16 protein-coding genes and 1 pseudogene are annotated in these 17,462 nt (G+C 34.9%); 2 read left to right on the top strand and 15 right to left on the bottom strand.

Annotation, left to right across the window (positions count from 1 at the left end; genetic code table 11):
- Nucleotides 1-10 precede the first annotated feature (10 nt).
- Together A3KS_RS0112045 and A3KS_RS23215 are read right to left on the bottom strand one after the other, a co-directional pair.
- Complete coding sequence (locus tag A3KS_RS0112045; protein WP_026395137.1) at nucleotides 11-1,168, bottom strand: hypothetical protein; 1,158 nt, start codon at nucleotides 1,166-1,168, stop codon at nucleotides 11-13.
- A 5-nt stretch (nucleotides 1,169-1,173) separates the two neighbouring features.
- Nucleotides 1,174-1,416, bottom strand: a complete 243-nt coding sequence (locus A3KS_RS23215; protein ID WP_026395136.1) for a helix-turn-helix domain-containing protein — start codon at nucleotides 1,414-1,416, stop codon at nucleotides 1,174-1,176.
- A 1,284-nt stretch (nucleotides 1,417-2,700) separates the two neighbouring features.
- On the opposite strand from A3KS_RS23215, the gene A3KS_RS0112035 reads away from it, so the two are divergent.
- Entirely contained in the window at nucleotides 2,701-3,516 is an 816-nt protein-coding gene (locus A3KS_RS0112035; RefSeq protein WP_026395135.1) for a hypothetical protein, read from the top strand.
- Between the two features lie 519 nt (nucleotides 3,517-4,035).
- Here the strand turns inward: A3KS_RS0112035 and cptIN are convergent.
- The 5 genes from cptIN to A3KS_RS24225 form a co-directional block, all read right to left on the bottom strand.
- On the bottom strand, nucleotides 4,036-4,530 hold the full coding sequence (gene cptIN / locus A3KS_RS0112030; RefSeq protein WP_026395134.1) for a type III toxin-antitoxin system CptIN family toxin: 495 nt from the start codon (nucleotides 4,528-4,530) through the stop codon (nucleotides 4,036-4,038).
- 284 nt (nucleotides 4,531-4,814) lie between these two features.
- Nucleotides 4,815-6,176, bottom strand: coding sequence for a hypothetical protein (locus A3KS_RS0112025; protein ID WP_026395133.1), 1,362 nt, complete (start codon nucleotides 6,174-6,176; stop codon nucleotides 4,815-4,817).
- A 79-nt stretch (nucleotides 6,177-6,255) separates the two neighbouring features.
- Entirely contained in the window at nucleotides 6,256-6,498 is a 243-nt protein-coding gene (locus A3KS_RS0112020; protein ID WP_207637756.1) for a hypothetical protein, read from the bottom strand.
- A gap of 12 nt (nucleotides 6,499-6,510) precedes the next feature.
- On the bottom strand, nucleotides 6,511-7,209 hold the full coding sequence (locus A3KS_RS24230; protein ID WP_341349845.1) for a DinB/UmuC family translesion DNA polymerase: 699 nt from the start codon (nucleotides 7,207-7,209) through the stop codon (nucleotides 6,511-6,513).
- Nucleotides 7,210-7,248: 39 nt separating this feature from the next.
- Nucleotides 7,249-7,764 (bottom strand): DNA polymerase Y family protein, encoded by a 516-nt coding sequence (locus tag A3KS_RS24225; RefSeq protein WP_341349844.1) that lies wholly within the window; start codon nucleotides 7,762-7,764, stop codon nucleotides 7,249-7,251.
- Nucleotides 7,765-8,355: 591 nt separating this feature from the next.
- Here A3KS_RS24225 and A3KS_RS0112010 point away from each other — a divergent pair.
- Nucleotides 8,356-9,000 carry a DUF1638 domain-containing protein gene (locus A3KS_RS0112010; RefSeq protein WP_026395131.1) on the top strand — a complete coding sequence of 215 codons (645 nt, stop codon included), beginning with the start codon at nucleotides 8,356-8,358 and terminating at the stop codon, nucleotides 8,998-9,000.
- A 678-nt stretch (nucleotides 9,001-9,678) separates the two neighbouring features.
- Here A3KS_RS0112010 and A3KS_RS24290 read toward each other — a convergent pair.
- The 8 genes and pseudogenes from A3KS_RS24290 to A3KS_RS0111970 form a co-directional block, all read right to left on the bottom strand.
- Nucleotides 9,679-9,887: pseudogene (locus tag A3KS_RS24290) on the bottom strand (IS256 family transposase); the annotation flags it as partial.
- 235 nt (nucleotides 9,888-10,122) lie between these two features.
- Complete coding sequence (locus A3KS_RS22650; protein WP_026395130.1) at nucleotides 10,123-11,766, bottom strand: vWA domain-containing protein; 1,644 nt, start codon at nucleotides 11,764-11,766, stop codon at nucleotides 10,123-10,125.
- A 182-nt stretch (nucleotides 11,767-11,948) separates the two neighbouring features.
- Entirely contained in the window at nucleotides 11,949-12,752 is an 804-nt protein-coding gene (locus tag A3KS_RS0111995) for a class I SAM-dependent methyltransferase (RefSeq protein ID WP_026395129.1), read from the bottom strand.
- A 19-nt stretch (nucleotides 12,753-12,771) separates the two neighbouring features.
- Nucleotides 12,772-13,434 (bottom strand): hypothetical protein, encoded by a 663-nt coding sequence (locus A3KS_RS0111990; protein ID WP_026395128.1) that lies wholly within the window; start codon nucleotides 13,432-13,434, stop codon nucleotides 12,772-12,774.
- Nucleotides 13,394-14,662, bottom strand: a complete 1,269-nt coding sequence (locus tag A3KS_RS0111985) for an MFS transporter (protein WP_026395127.1) — start codon at nucleotides 14,660-14,662, stop codon at nucleotides 13,394-13,396. The genes A3KS_RS0111990 and A3KS_RS0111985 overlap by 41 nt, the downstream gene beginning before the upstream one ends.
- Nucleotides 14,638-15,774 (bottom strand): NAD(P)-dependent oxidoreductase, encoded by a 1,137-nt coding sequence (locus A3KS_RS0111980; RefSeq protein ID WP_026395126.1) that lies wholly within the window; start codon nucleotides 15,772-15,774, stop codon nucleotides 14,638-14,640. Before A3KS_RS0111980 ends, A3KS_RS0111985 begins: the two co-directional genes overlap by 25 nt.
- Nucleotides 15,775-15,787: 13 nt before the next feature.
- Complete coding sequence (locus tag A3KS_RS0111975; protein ID WP_035356140.1) at nucleotides 15,788-16,441, bottom strand: 5-methyltetrahydrofolate--homocysteine methyltransferase; 654 nt, start codon at nucleotides 16,439-16,441, stop codon at nucleotides 15,788-15,790.
- A gap of 54 nt (nucleotides 16,442-16,495) precedes the next feature.
- Complete coding sequence (locus A3KS_RS0111970; RefSeq protein ID WP_026395124.1) at nucleotides 16,496-17,428, bottom strand: AAA family ATPase; 933 nt, start codon at nucleotides 17,426-17,428, stop codon at nucleotides 16,496-16,498.
- Between the last annotated feature and the right edge of the window lie 34 nt (nucleotides 17,429-17,462).

Here is a 17,462-nt window from a genome sequence, read left to right as displayed (position 1 = left end):
TTCTTTCCTCCTAAAATAATTGCATGAATAGATCATTACTTAAATATTTGCTTTTCACAAAAGATTCTGTTAAATAAACAGGGTATATATGATTCGCCCAACGCCCGTCTGCACCATAGCAAACCGGATTCCTTTCATTTAATAGAAATGCTGATAAATTATCAATTTCCTCAGATGGAACACCATTCTCCTTCTCACTATCTTTGACAATTAGTTTTTCAACTTTTATCACACCATCAAATACACTCTTAGTATATTTTGCTTCACAAAGTCTAATATACCAAACGCAAAATTTAACGTCATTTCCAGAACGAGTAGACTCAAACATATACGCCGGCGTTCTATGAAAGGGTTTTAAATTTGCAATAATATCTGAGTTAGAACCCCCGCCTTTAATAAAGCATTTTGTTGGATCAAAGGACTTTGATACTCCAATTACATAATGATAATTCTTTGCAACCTTTTTATCACTTAGATTTTTCACTCCCTGGTTATTCTTTGGCGAAACTTTTTGATATTCAAGTGAGCCATCTTTTATTAAGTAATTATCTTGATTTAATTTTCCTGCTGTTACCAAATCTGCAACCATATTTTTTTCAAGTTCAACCATAAAATCTTGAATTTTTGACACTGCTTTATCTTCAAGTTTGACATCGCCACTACGATCGTACAATTTAATGCTATCAAATGAAATACCAAATCTTTTAAGTTTAACGGTTTCGTTTATTTGTTTAAGTAAATCCCTGGCCAATACTGTCCTATCCCAAGGATCTCTAAAAGCAATATCTGGAAGAACCATCACCATCTTTCGATTAAATTTTTCCTTAATAAGCTCTTTTTGAATTCGCTTACAACAGCCAATGCCAATCTGACCTGCTATAATTGGATAGACATTTTTATTATAGGATATATCATCTATTTTATACGTATGCCTTGACCCATCTAAAAAGTATGTAAACACAGATGGTAAAAATTTTCTTTTATCTGCCTCAGTTCTTAAATCAACAGATTTCTTATGCTGTTCAGTCTCTCCAAAATCTTTCCATTCAACGTTTGCATTATCATCATACTCAATACCAGCTCTATCCGTTGTACTATGACAATATCTGTATGATTTGTAACTTTTACCATTTGTCTGCTTTTCAATCGTCGAAATAATTGCACCCATACAATTTACTCCTTTACTTGTTCTTCTGAAGAACGCAATTCATTTTCCAATTCGGAAATAATTGATTCATCTACTCCATATTGTCTCGCGATGTCAATGACAGTGATTACAGCTAGTCGATTTGGCCTCGCTCGATCATTCTCCCAGCGGTTTACAGTTGAAAAACTTACATGAATTTTTTTTGCAAAAGCAGTTTGTGATAAGCCAAGTGTAGTGCGTATTTTTCTCAAAATTAAACTAATATTCATTTTACACCTCACATAAAATTCATTGTAGCATACGCTATATAGCACTGTCTATATTTCATGGGTAAGAACTCTATATTTTTTGCTTAGAATGTCTCACCTTCAAAAGACACATTAAATCTCCTTCTCAATGTATTGAATTCAATGTAATTTAAATAAATTAATTTATCAAACAAGACTTGACTCCTGCAAAAAAGCTCTAACCCTCAACATACCATCTCGGTTTTTCATAATAAACTTAAACGTCATTATTCTTAATTCGACAAAGATAACGGATACCCTGACTACCTACCTTCAAAGACGATCTTCGCCGGATATCAAAGACAAAGTCAACGTCAAAAGCTCGTCCTTCTTCCCAAAATATTTTTAGTGGTGTAATTTTTCCGTCTTCTTCAAATTTTGCAATCACCGGTACAATTTTTTTATAGTCATAAAAACATATCCTCCAAAAATATTAAATAGGATAAATGACATGATCTGTTTTAGCATCTAGGCTACCCATCTGATCATTAATGGTAATGGCTCGACGCAATGCTAGATTGCCAAAGCGTTTTTTTAGATCATTAACGGTATCATCTAACCTGGCTTGCCTTACTCTTAATTCCCCATTTCCAAATCCATCACAGCGGACTTAATTCCCTGGCGCCCAATCAGTGACATACTGGCATGACTGCTACTATTTTTAAAAGCCGGCCGCATCTTTATGAACGAACATGAAAAAAAATCCAAATCAATGGGTACATCATTGTCGGAAATGGGAACTTGACGACAAAGTTTTTCTTAATCTGTAAAAATTAAGGAGCAAGATTTAATGAGTATTTCGACTCATAAGAAATTATAATATATCACAAAAAATGGAACAGCCGTCCAAAGGAATGGTCAAAATTTTGGAACGGCTTTTAATTGTTTTGTTTCGGAGGAAGAATCAGCCTTTCAGACGTCTAATAACCCTTGTTAAAAAAGGCTGCCCATTTTTATTGACAGCCTTTGATTCATGTGCGAAATAGATTCAATTTTTTAGTGCTTTATTTTTCATTAGAATGTACCAAGTTGATATTTTACATTAACCCGGTAAAACTAGAAAGCACAGAAAAAAAGTTGTTGCCTTTCAACAATAACCTTAAAAAAGTTGTCTAGTTTACTGTTAACAATCCATTATTAAACTTTCGGCTCTTTTTTTATGCAATTATACAACACATCGACTAGATTTATATTGAAAGACCGAATAGATTACTTTATAATTTGGATGGATATGTTAAATTTCAGAAAAAAATATGGAGATCAAAAATGAAAAATCATAAAAAATATCAATTCAATACTCAAGAGGATTTTATAAAAGGATTTTATCTTATAGCTGAACATGCAACTAGATATTTTTATAGATATCGTGATCTATTAACTGATTCTCAAAAAAATCTCATCGGTGATGCTAAGAAAATTCTTTTTGACTTATTAATAGAATCAAATTGCTGTATTGAAGGAGATTTTAAGACTTTGTTAGTAGAACTAAAAAAAGATGGTTATAAAGATATTGTCCTCTCTGCAAGCCATAAACTAAATTTAAATTATAAAAATTTTAAGGACTATGAGGAGCGTTTGTCTTATAATCACGGCATTTTATTAAACACTTTTGGTGATTCCTCAGGTGTATCTTATTTTCGGTTAAGATCAGAATATAAAAAAAAATTCAAAGAACTTAAATTACCACATCTAACGGAAAATCATTTAATCGATAAATCCCTCTACGATTGCCTAAAATCCCGTAACTATGCACACCATTTTTCGGAGTCAAAGTTACTTACTTGGAGAAATTTTCGTGAAGAGCAACTCCGAGATCATCCAGACGTAATTTGGCCCCCAAATGATATAGAGATAACCCGCTGCAATATAACCAATATTATAACCTTATTAGAAACTTTCTATTTTTATAATACCTACTACCCATTATTTAGTGCATTGCAGTTTTTCGTCAGAAACGATTACTGCCTGTTAGCAACTGGAAATGGCTGTCACGGTACTATTATAATAAATGAATTAAATAAGGTTGATGATTATTCTGCTCTCATTATCTCAAAACAATCAGGCAATCTTTATTCTGAATAAACACTTAGATTTAAACATAATGAGTATTTCGGTCGTGATTTCCAACCGAAATATCCAAACATAAAAAACCAGATAAATCTTACATGTTAGTTAATACTCACTGAATAATTACAAATTTTTGATAATATCTATTCCCGATCATTTCCGGAATAAAAAACTGAAGATACGGTCCTTCCTAAAGCTGTAGGGCCGTTTCTACATCGGATTACCCATACTGAGCTTGAATGATACAGGCACCCAGTGCAAGCCACAATGGTTTGTCCTCATTTCCTATTTTGTTTGAAAACAATTTGGCGTATTTTTTTCAATGGCTTTCCAGGGATTTAGATGAGTTTGAGAGCACCAAAAACGTATTTGCGTATTACTAATGATGCATAGAAAATGACACTTATTATGACACCCTTATATCGTCATAAATTTTATTAGTAAAACCCAATAGTGAATGAATCAAAAACGGCCGTTTTTGACTCTCCTTGTATAAAAAAAGAAAACCAATTTGGTATGATTTTCTTTTGACTTTTAGATTTTATTTTTCATCTCTTCTTTTAAGATTCTTTCCATTTCAAGAACATTTGGGAAAACAAGCTTTTTTCCTTGTCTCAATAAGCTCAAAACCCTCTTTACTTTTTTTTGAAGTTCTTTTTCTAAAATACCATCAATTTGCACGGGATTCTCGGTTTCTCTTTCAATGTATTGATTTTTTATATATTTGGGAATAACTGGACTCATGTTTTGAATCAAAAATGCTTTTTCATGACCTAGAACATTTCCAAACACTATCGTATCACACCGACCATATTTTTGAATCTTTTGATCATAAAGATTCTTGAATTTTTCTAATTTTGAGGAAATTGGAACTAACCAAAATATTTTTGACTTCTCATCATAATATGCGTAAAAAGAAGGTCTGTCATGAAATATTCCACCAACCATTTCTCTATTATTCATTAAATTAGCATCGTTGAATTTGGTAAAATATTCATCAACTAAAAAATAGAACCGTCCATGTTCCATAGCTATCTCCTTAAAAAATAAAGCTCTACCCGATTCAGGATAGAGCTTTAAAACATTTGAACTCGACCTTTTATGAGTCGCATATCGAGAAGCGACAGCTATTTGAACTCGATCTCTTATGAGTCGCATGTCGAGTAGCGACAAATATTTGAGATAGATAATCTATCTACATATAAATTGTACTCCTGAATAAATGGATTGTCAATACTCTTTAAAACAATCTTGTCATACAAATATTATTAATCTTGTTTCCCGAGGAAACAAATTAAGAAAGAACCAGGTTTTTAAAATCCGGATCTTCGACTATTTGCTTCACGCTGCTCTTTCATAAACAGATAATCTGCCCTACTCGTGACATTACCTGGTTTCTTGCGACACTCGTTCAGGAACACATGAATCTTCTTTTTATTTTCAGTCCCTTTGAAATAAACCGTTTCTCTTGCGATAGCTTCCAGTCCTGGCAGCTCTACCTTTAAGTATTCACGAGTTAAACCGTTATTTACCAAGAAATATACTTCATTGTATTCATAATAAAGTTCCGCAATGGCGTATGGGCTTTCCTTCAGGTATAGATCCTGCATGATATAAATCAGCGATTCCAGTGATCGGTACTCAATGACCTTTCCTACTCCCACCAGTTCCCGTTCTGAAGCAATGGTTTCTATATCATTTACTCTTAGAATCTCGGCCCCATACTTTTTACAAAAGATGCCATACGGCGCTGTCAGGATGATATTTGCCTGACGCTTGATCCGAAAATCTACGCCATGCTTGGGACTGACATTAAGGATTGTGATTCTATTTGTCTTAAAAAAAGTATCATATTTTTCAAAAATATTTTGAGCAACCTCATCATCCCGGATCCGAAACAGCGTTCTTGGCGTGATATAACCATCCTGTTTCAGCCAGGCAACTGCCTGTGGCTCCATCTGCCGGAATATCCGACTTGGTGGATAGAGAACATCATCTTTATGACTTTTAACATATTTCAAAATTTCCTCTATTAGCTCATCTGATTCATTTAAAATTCGCCGGATCTCATCCTCTGATTCCTTATCACTATTGTTCTCTTGCTTCAGGAATGCACCATAGATACTACTTAGTGAATCCCCTAACTCAAAATATTTCTTAGACAGGGTATCATTGATAATAATCGGCTGTTCATCGATAAAATTTGGCCACTGGTAGATTCGTAAATCGATCCCTGGAAAAATGTGTTCGATTTCTTCCCGGCGCTTCAAACGCTTAGCATTCTTCAAAAGACTATCTAGATGTTGCTTATCTGTAATTGCAAAATGTCTGATACACTCGGATCCAGTTCTCAGACAATTCTGATTGATTGAATTTTTGATATAAAATACATTTTTAATGGGCCTTCCGCACACTTCACAGGTGACTTTTTTATCATCCGGGAGCAGATCCACACTACGGCTTGTATCGATTTGCCATTCATTCTTGGCCTGGGTCACGATATCGTTTCGCATCCGGTAGGTATTCAGTTCTTCTTCGGTCGCTTTTTCTTTTTTCAATATCTGCTCATCAATGGTTGTATGTTTTTTAAGTCTTTTTTTGAGTAAAGGATAGTCGTTTATCACATCGCTGAACAATAACAAATTCCGTTCTTTTTTGATAATCAGCTTTTTCAAATGAACCTCCCCTTTGTGGTATTGTTTTCATTGTAAGATTAATGCACTGTTTTGTCAAATTATGAAATATATTCTGCAACTAATGCTCCTTCCCTTCAACAAACCATTTTGGCTTTTCATAATAGACATAAACGTCCTTGTTTTTAATTCGACAAAGATACCGGATTCCCTGTCCGCCGACCTTTAAAGACGATCTAGGCCGGATATCAAAGATAAAGTCAATGTCAAACTCTCGACCATCTTCCCACAATATCTTCATCGGAATGATCTTTCCATCTTTTTCAAATTTTGCAATCACCGGCACAAATTTCTTCATCGCCATAAATAACTCCTTTTAAAAATATGAAATGGGATAGATAACATGATCTTTCTTAGCATCCAGGCACCCCATCGGATCATCAATCGTCACAGCCCGTCGCACCACCAGATTACCAAAGCGTTTTTTCAAGCCATCCACGGTATCATCCAATCTTGCCTGTCGTACCCGTAATTCCTCATTGCCAAATAAATCCAGTTGAATGGGTGTTGAATCCGGTACCAGATCGGTAACCCTCACGCCCATTGAGCGGATGTCTGAACTGAAATCATAGTTTTTTACAAAGAGATCAATAGCAGCTCTGGCAATTTCATTGGTCAGATCCGATGGCTTCTGGAGCTTCATTTGCCTGGTAAAGCTGTGAAGCTCTTTATTTCGAACATGAATGGCCACAGTTTGACAATAACAGCCGGTTTCTCTTAAACGCATGGCCACGCTTTCGGTCAGCATATAAATTATGATCTTGACGTCCTTCAGATTGGTTAAGTCCCTGGGTGTGGTAATGCTGTTGCCAATGCTTTTAATCAGCCGTTCATTGCCATTATAATGCTCATCAAAGCTTTTAACCGGGCTATCGTCCAGACCATTGGCAAACCGCCATAGAACCACCCCCATCTTACCAAACACATGAACCAGAAAATCAAGATTACTTTCTGCTAATTGGCCGATGTTATAAATACCATATTTCAGTAATTTCTTTTTGGTAGATCGCCCCACATAAAGCAGATCCCCAGCCTCCTGCTCCCAGACAATTCTTCAATAATTATCTCGGGTGATTACTGTGATCGCATCCGGCTTCTTGTAATCCGATCCATACTTTGCAAAAATCTTGTTCCATGATACTCCGATTGATACCGTCACTCCCAGCTCATCTTTAATTTCCGTACTGATCTTTCGGGCAATTTCTTCGCCTGATCCGTGGATTTTCACACTGTTCGTACAATCGACCCAGGATTCGTCCAAACCATAAGGCTCCACCTGATCCGAGTAGCGGTTATAAATCTGCCTGGATAACTTTGAATATCGGAGATACCGTTCATAATTCGGCGGTACAATGATAAGCCCAGGACATTTCCCCATCGCTTGCCATAAGGCTTCTCCGGTCTTAACACCTGCTTTTTTGGCTTTCTCATTCTTGGCCAGGATTATCCCGTGACGTTTTTCCGGATTACCACCAACGGCCACCGGTTTATCTCTGATTTCTGGATTATATAAACACTCCACTGCTGCATAGAACGAATTCATGTCGCTATGTAAAATAACACGATCCAACTTTTGCCACCCATTAAAACGCAACCCCAAAACAGAACGCTTGTTCTTTTCATGATATACCCTATTATGCTCTTTCGTCAAGATGTTTTTCGTGAATTATTTCTGACAACCAAATTTCGTATGAGATCCATCCATCCCGAGGAAATATGTTACCATATCAACAAAATAGCCCGATAGTATAAGGCAAGAGGATAAATTTTACTTTGATACTGTCATTGAAAAAATAATTTAAGTACGGTATTTGCAATGATTTTATCGGAAATTTTAGAACTAGATAACCATTGACTTTAATAACGTAAATTTATTTCTAAAAAATAATAAAAATATAGGATATAGGATATAGCTGGCCACTATTGAATTAAATGAATACGAAAATACTGTTCATTTTAATCAAACTTCCGGCTTATTTGTAATTATAATGTTACTCACTTCAAACTCTAATCATCACGTTTTAAAAATAAAAGCTGGTATCGACTAAAGCCATGGTTAATTTCAGTTATAATAAATGATTAATGTCGATTTTTTTGCAGATTGACACGCGTATACTTCCTTAATATAATTCTATCATAATAAGAAGGCAGGTAATATTGAGTGAAAAAAATAGTAATCGGGTGTAGCGTGATTCGCAAAGAAATCGAAAAGTATTATGAAAACTCAGCAGATTTTGAGTTTGATTGGTTAGAAGATCATCTTCATAACATTCCTGAAACACTTCATAAAAAAGTCCAGTCTGCCATTGATGAACATCGTGACGCTGATATAATTTATCTTTTATATGGCCATTGCGGGCAAGCATTATGCGATATTCAAGCACGACAATGTCCCATTGTTATTCCTAAAGTTGAGGACTGTATTGAAGTTTTACTTTATCATAATCCAGAAGTTAACGAAATGCGACGTACCTCCTATTTTATTTCGCAGGGCTGGCTATGGGGTAATGAAAACCTTGGTTATGAATATGACCGAATAAAAGAAAAGCACGGAGAAAAACGTGCTTTACGTGTAGTAAAAGCCATGTACAAAAACTATCGTTATCTATTGTATGTCAATACTGGAATTGAAGAAAGTCGTGTTCGCCATGATTGTTCTAACGTTGCTGAACGTTTAGGTTTACAACTACGAGAAACTCATGGTGATATCCATCTGCTCTTAAATATGTTAGATGGTGTAATTGATGATAGTTATCTAATTATCCCGCCGGAAGGTTATATTACAGAAGATATGTTTCGAAAATAACTCAATATTGTTATAAACGGGAGCGTTTCAAGTTTCGTGTATTTGCTAAAATTGATATAGAATAGACAATTTAATTAAGGGGCAAGGCCATTAAAAATGACTCTTTGCCCCCTTATCTGTATTATAATCGGAATTGATTGCANAAAATTGATATAGAATAGACAATTTAATTAAGGGGCAAGGCCATTAAAAATGACTCTTTGCCCCCTTATCTGTATTATAATCGGAATTGATTGCATGTCAATAAAAGGGAGTGTTTCAAGTTTTGTGTATTTGCGAAAATTGATGTAGAATAGACAATTTAATTAAGGGGCAAGGGTATTAAAATGACGCTTGCCCCTTACCTGTATTATAATCCGAATTGGGAGCGTTTCAAGTTTTGTGTATTTGCTAAAATTGATATAGAATAGACAATTTAATTAAGGGGCAAGGCCATTAAAAATGACTCTTTGCCCCCTTATCTGTATTATAATCGGAATTGATTTTATATCATTAAATGGGAGCGTTTCAAGTTTTGTGTATTTGCGAAAATTGATATAGAATAGAGTATTTAATTAAGGGGCAAGGGCATTGAAATGACGCTTGCCCCTTACCTGTATTATAATCCGTATTGATTGCATGTCAATAAAAAGCAAGTCTGGATCTAACTCCGAAATGCCCTGATGTGATTATAGGGGATTAATCCAGGCGCTCAGAAAAAAATATTTCCAGCTGGGAGTGAATCTGGCCCCAATCTTTTCTCCGACCCGTCCACTTTTGGGTGATTTCCATGGTTGCCAGATACAGCATTTTAAAGAAACCATCTCGGATTGAAATATTGTTTTTCTTTTCGTCACTTTCCTGAGCTGCCGGGTGAATCCCTCAATGGAATCGGTCGTATATATAATGATACATATTAGCCGCAACCACTTATGGGAAATACTATTACGTCGCAAGCGGCAAAGATCAAGAGATCTTATTTTAGCAGTGCTGCTCTACAATCACTTCGTAGTCTCTCTCACTGAGCAAGCGCCATTCTCTCAATCGATCCCTTACCCCTTCATTCTTTTCATTGCACTACTTCCATTTTTGAAAATACACAAAACTTGAGACGATTCAATATTTTAAACACTTCCTAAAAATTCAACTGGTGATTATTCTTTTTAAATAGGCTGCAATAATATCGCCAAAATGCTTCATTTCTCTGGTAAAGATAAAATCTTTGCCATAAATAAGCTTCTCGGCTTTCAGGTCTTTTTCATCACCTGTAAAAATACCCAACACCATTATCCCTCTTTGCCGGGCAATTCTGACTTCTTTGGCTGTATCATCGATACCAATCCCTCCAGAATAGGAAACTGCACCGCGAAATTCTTTACCACTATTCCTGGTTGGCAAATGAATGTCATTTGGTTTTCCATCACTTAAAACAATTAAAATCTTATTCTCCTCAGCCCGTGTATAAAGAGTATCACAAACACTCTTTATCGCAAGACCATCTCGATTGCATCCCTCACAGCTATATTCGAAAATATTTTCAGTCTGTTTTAAATCATCATCATAATCGCGGTACCGTTTAAGGATCGTATAATCAAAAAAACTGTAAAATCCATTAACGCGACAAGGAATTCCAGCGCCAACAATTGCCCGTACAATAATATACGCCTGGATTGCTACTGTTGCTTGTTTGAAAAACTGAGAATGACTACTATCAATCATCAAATCAACAACATACTTCCCATTATCATTGCTTTCCATTTTTTTAAATAGTCTTGTTGCCGGAACACGGCCCAACCGCCACAGCTTTTGGGCATTAATTCTCCCTGAATCACTGGAAATAGGGTATGTTGATTGTTCTGCTCTTAACGTTTGTATCAATGATTTTTTTAATCGATTTATTGTTGCTTCATAAATCTGTTGTTTCTTTTCATAAGCAGACCGGTTCTGTTCCAAACATTTTTGGGCCCGTTTTAACTGCATTTGGTTATTATTTTTACTACGTATTAACCCCTCTGTGAAATGAAGCTGGCAATCTCGATGAGGCCCTTTACATAATCGACTTTCGATTCTTCTGACAAGCACTCCTTTAAGATAGGATTCCCCACAATTCAATTCAGCTTGACGATTCAGAGCCTCAACAAATTCATTATCCTCGCTTCTGTATTCTGTCTGTCGTTCTCCGCTCATTGTCTTTTCAAGTTCTGCTACTTTACTGGATTTTTTATTTAACAACTCTGAATTTAAAACACTTTCAGATAAATTTTTTGTTTTAACCAACGGTCGGGGATGATTCTCTAAAATACTTTGCATATCAAATTGAACATGGTCATTTATCCTAAAAAATCTGATATATACTTCATCTATTTCTTCGATTAAATTTTGAAGTTCGTTTGTTTTGGCTATACTGATTAGTTCCAATGCTAATTCACGCATGATCGGTCTTACGCTTACACTGATGCCCGCAAGAACTGAAAACATTGAAAACTCGATTTCATCGGTTAAACAATCAGAAACCGGTGACTTTAGTTTATCAATAATCTCTAAACAGGCTTTTTTTTGTATATCGGGAATTCCTGGTCTCTCGACTGTTAACAAATTAATCGCCATCGCATCAATTGCTGGCAAAAGAATTGCCTGCAGCTTTTCTCTGGAAAACCCTGAACAACTCCGCCACTCAATGTATTGGTTGATTAGATGCCAGTCCACATACTTTCGACGGGCACCTGAGATGATTCCAAAATATAGCGCATTAAATTTTGAGCGATTTGCCTTTTCATTTTCGGGCATTTCGTCCCCATAATTGCCACAGATGGTCCACATCAAATTATTAACGCGATTGTCAAATTCAAAATCTTCGGATTCCCTGCAATATTTAGCTATGACTCGTCCCTCCTTGCAAATGGAATATGAGTAGCCTCAAAAGCCTTTTAATAAAATACCAAAAGGTTCCATTCTTAAAATTAAAAATATCAAGTCAAAACATATAACATCCTTGGATCTCCTGGCTCATAAGCTTTTCTTTCATAATTTCCATACAGCTTATTTACAATAACGTCTGCTTGATCACAGATTTTTTCAAAGGATTCAGTGGTATAGTTTTGTAATTCAATTGTCATTATCTGATCATCAAATATTGTATTATTTCGTTGATCATTTTTTTGAAAACGATACGTTACTTCAGTAATACAATCGCTTCGATGTAACTGTCCATGAAGTCTTGTTAAGACGATCCAAGGTTCTATTTCTTTTGACCAATCCACGACAAATTTTCCATCCGGAATTTCATAATCATAATAATCTGGGCGTAATGCTATATCTGTTAATGGTTTAATTTTCGCACCAAAGGGAAATAAGTCAATGATGATTTTTCCACCATAATTCAAGTGCTTGTGCATGTTTTTCAATGCTTTTATAGCATTTTCATAGCCAGTTATTAGCTGAAAAGCCTCTCTGGGAACAACAATCAAATCAAATTTATCCTCAAAATCAAAAAAGCACATATCTGCAACTATCGCAGTAATATAATCCTTTTTTCGATGATTCTTTAGTCGCTCTGTAAATTGCTCTACCATCTCCGGTTCAATATCAGCAGCCGTTACTAAATGATTCGCATTAGCTATTTCAAATGCAATTCGCCCTGTACCACACGGAATCTCCATAATTTTATTAGTATTTTCATTAATCATGGATTTTATAAATGGGACATCTACTGTATCGACCAATTCAAATTGATAAAATTCACTTCGATCTTTATAACCTATTACTTCTTTCATTCTATTTCCTCATACTTTCTCAGTCAAAAATTCTTTTATACTCATTTTTGTTAAATTTACATCTTCTTTTAATACATTTTTTTTTACAAAGACTACAGTTAACATAGTCTTTGTCTCCATTATAAAGAATGCTTGAGACGGTATTTAATGGTTTCATGAAATAGTCGTTTTTTAATATAACACCGATTTCACATGCATTATTTATCATTTCAAATAGAAAATAATTGTTTTCAACCGGCCAGTCCGGAAGGGAACCTGGACATAATTCAGCGATATCATTGTAACCAAAGATATCAGAAATGTACTTTTTAATTTCATTTCGTGTTTCAATTAAAATTGCATATTTTATAATATCAACAATTGATGCTGGATATTTTCCTATTAAAACATCTAGTTCATCCCCTGCTGTAACAATGCTTAAAAACACTTTTTCCAAATGACATAATTTATCAAATAGTAATTTGCTTGCAAAAGCTTGCCCCATCAATGTAATGCATCCTTGTTCCACTTTTTCAACGTTACACCATTTTAAAATAGCCCGCGGTCTTATTATTTCTCCAGTATTCTCAATTATTTCAACAATTAAATCAAAAGTTTTTGAATCAGTTTTAAATCCTTTAAAAACTTCCATTTTGTCTATATTATATGATATCTTGACTGGATTCAATACGATTCTTTCCATATAAAACCACCTCCTCTTTGTTCTGATCAGATTTTATTAATATACAAATCAAAACAGTTAGTATAGACATCACAAGCATTAATTGATAGGCTAATGAAAAACTTCCAGTCATTTTTTTTATGTACCCGCCAGCATAATTACCTATCATCGAACCTACTCCTAATGACAAGTTTAGCAGCCCAAATAATTTTGCAGTTTTTTCTGGTGGTAAGACTCTAGTTACATATGTTGGGTGCAATCCAAAGATGCCATTGTAAGTTAATCCAAAAATAGCACAAGCAAATAGCGCCGCTGCTGCATTATGGACAAACACTACGGTCGCAATTGATAGAATCGAAATACTGTATGAGATAATCATTGCCCGTTTGGCTGTGTATTTGTCGGCTAAAACCCCTGCAACAAAACCACTAAAAATACCAATAAAGCCAAAAATACTCCATGCAATTCCTGATATTTGTTCATTTAAGCCCAAGTCTTCTTGCATTAAAGGTACGATGTAACTTTGGAATGGAATCAAATAGAGCCCAGATAGGATCAATAATCCAACTAATAAAACATAGTGTTTGAGATAATTCCCCGACTTATCATTCCTTAACACCAATTTTTCCGTTTTATATTCATTTTTTTGATTTGCTTTTTCTATCTGTAAATCGGGTGTGCTCTTTAATTTGTAGATCCAATAAACACCAATCGCCCCGAGAATCAGACTGATAATTCCAAATACAAACCAAACAGTTTGCCAGGTATCATTAGTCAGTATATAAGGAATCAAGAAACCATTTAGAATTAGTCCAAAAGATGTCCCACTTGAAATGATGCCAAGACTTTTTCCACGATTATCTTCTTGGATGTTCTTAGCCACAAACTCTACCATCGGTATCCATGATGTTGCCGCAAATATACCCTGAAGGGTTACAATAACTAGCAAGAGCCATGGATTATTAACGAATGCTAGCACAAAAACACTGAGCCCACATAAAATTACTGACGAAGATATCAAGAATCTAATACTTAAATAACCACACAAAATACCACCAAGTAAAGAAAATAGAAGGTAAGCACCTTGGTGGCAGGCATTTATTAACCCAATAAATTCATAGTCAATGTTTAAGCTACTGACGATATCCGGAGTAATCATCGAAAAAATATAACGTCCAAAAGCAAATGTTATGGTGATAAATCCAGTTAAACATATAACATATATTAATTCTCTTGTTCTATTCGACATGGTGTCCACCTACTCTTTCTTTCATACATCGCCATATGTCTGATTAATTCAGGATGCTCAAATTTTCCATTTCTACAAATTAATCCGGTTTCTAGCATACTTTTGTTTTCGATAACCCCATATAACTTTTTTGCATGTTCAATTAAAATTGGCATAACCAACTTTTCAGTTGATTCACTTGAGGTTATTGCGGACGCAGCGCAAATATTATCTATTTTGCAATGAAGAACACCAAATTTTTCAAAAACAGGTTCTTCGAGACTCGTATTCTGATCGAATGTTTGAATGTAGCCCGAACCATAACCTGCGGTTACATCTATGATAACGGATCCCTTTTTCATTGATTTTACCATTTTTTCTGTTATAATAGGTTCCGTATCGAATGTTGAAATAAGAATTGCGCCAATTACCAAATCTGCATCCTTAATTTCTTTAGCTAATTTTTCTGATGTGTTTACGTAACATTCGACTTCTGGTGACACAGTAGCCTGAAACTTACGAAGTTTAATCATGTTACGTCCAAAAACAACGACTTTTGCACCTAGTGAACTTGCAGTACGAACTGCAACATTGCCAGCGTCGCCATATCCAATAATCACAATTTTACATTGACTAGCACCAGGAATATTTGCTAGAAGTTTGCCACATCCCCCTTTATGTGCTAATAAATAATAAGCGCCAAAAAAAACTGCAAGTTTGCCAGCAACTTCTGCTGGAGCTATTGAAATAGGACTCATATGATCTGGAGTTGTTACAAATTCATATGCATATGCCGTCATCCCACTGTTCACAAGTGCCATTGACAAAGCATAATCACCTTCGGCGTGCAGAAAAGAAGCAAAATGCAATTCTGGTCGAAAATATTTATAATCTTCTTTTTCTGGCGCCTTATATTTTACAACAAAATCGGAAATTGTCCACGATTGTTCATGATTGACCATTTTTGCACCTGCTGCCTTATACGCCTTATCTTCAAGTCCGATTCCTTGACCTATACCTTTTTCAGCATATACAGTAAAACCTTCTTTTAGATAATCTTTAACCCTTTCAGGTGTTAAAATGGTTCGATATTCGTCAATGCAATTCTCTTTTACAAAGGATATAGATTTCATTTCTTTGCCTCTTTCATACTTTTGATGTTAGAATAATCTTTCTAAACTCACATTTGAAATTACTACAAAACTCACAATCGTGGTCTTTCTCTGCAATAGCAATATTTTTATCTGCTCCGTAAACATACCCCATCGTTTTTAGTGGTTTGTATACATAACCTTCGGTTAACCCAATCCCTATATTTAACTCGTTATCAGTAATCACTTTAAGAATGGTTGCCTGATTCTGTATTGGAATAACATAATCATCCGGACAATACCGTTCAGTTAAAGAGAATTTCCTTTTAATGTATATTTCTTCGCGAATAATATGATAAAAGTCATCTGAAGCATTGAATAAAAGTTGATCCGCTATTTGGTCAATCATCATCCCTTTCAAAAAATTCTTTTGCTCAAAATAACTTGTACTAAAACAACTAATTTCAGCGCCCAGAGTAATCACAACATAAACGAGATGGCTGACTTCACTCAACCCTTTATGAATACGACCTCTATCAGTTGCTTTTTTTAGAACAAAAGACCCTTTAGCGATTGAATAACTCGGTATTTCTTGTTCTAGCTGCTCATACACCCTTTCAAACTCGTCATAGTGATTAGAATCTTTCGAAATATGCATTCGCTTAAAAACAGTATTTTTATCAAAACGTAATGGTATTTCATAAACCATAATCGACCTTCTTTCTTTGTACTCACCAATTTTCACTTATTATCTTTTCACAATTCAGATTTTTGGGAATATATCACTTGAGTCCCATGTAACAGGTATTCGTGTCCGAACTACATCCATTACAATTTCTTTTTCGTACTGATCAAAAGTTTTTCCAACTATTCCCATATTAATTGCATTTAAGGGTTTAAGACCACGCCTAATCGTCTTTAGGCATGCAATTATTCCTCTTAAATCAACAGATTTCGTTGATATTTCAGAATTAATTGCTTTTTCTTGCAAATCCATAAATACACCAACAAACTGTGTTAATAAATCAGTGTTCGCATCCGGAAAATTCATATTGAGAATTTTTTGCAGCGTTTCTTTTCGAATTTGCGGAATCTGGATAGTCATAAATCGTGATACTAAAGCCTCATTTAAGTCTTTCGTTCCGGCATAGTCATAATTCATAGTTCCTATAAAACGTGTTGCCGTATGAAGATGTATTTTGTCATATCCAGGAACATCAATTACTTTTCGATAGTCTAATGCTGAATGTAGAACAACCATAGCATCATTTTTAGCCATATTAATCTCATCAAAAATTCCAAACCCTCCATTTGTTCCACATTCATAAACGGAACCTCTTCGCAACTTTACCTCATTTTCAATAAAGGTATCCGCGCCAATTAAACTAGCGCTGTCTGTGTTTACATGAAAAGAAGTATTCCATTGAGGTCTTCCAAATAATTGACAAATATTATCAGCCAGAACATTTTTACCAGAAGCTTTTTGACCAATCAATAGAATATTTTCACCTTCTAAAATTGCTGTGATACACATTTCCCAAATGTCTTTCCCAATAAATATTTCATTTGTCGTAGGAATACGATCTTTTAATTCTTCGCTTAATATATGTTCTTTCTTAAAAAACGATACATCATCTAAAAGATTTTTTCGTATCCCTTGTTCAAGGAGATTTAGATTTATATCAAGTACCTTCATAAGTACTCCTCTCGATTCCAGTTCAATACATACA

The organism is Acetobacterium malicum subsp. dehalogenans DSM 11527, from assembly GCF_000472665.1.
GTDB lineage: Bacteria > Bacillota > Clostridia > Eubacteriales > Eubacteriaceae > Acetobacterium > Acetobacterium malicum.
Note: the sequence above shows the minus strand (reverse complement) of the source record. Positions and strands in the feature narration are given on the sequence as shown.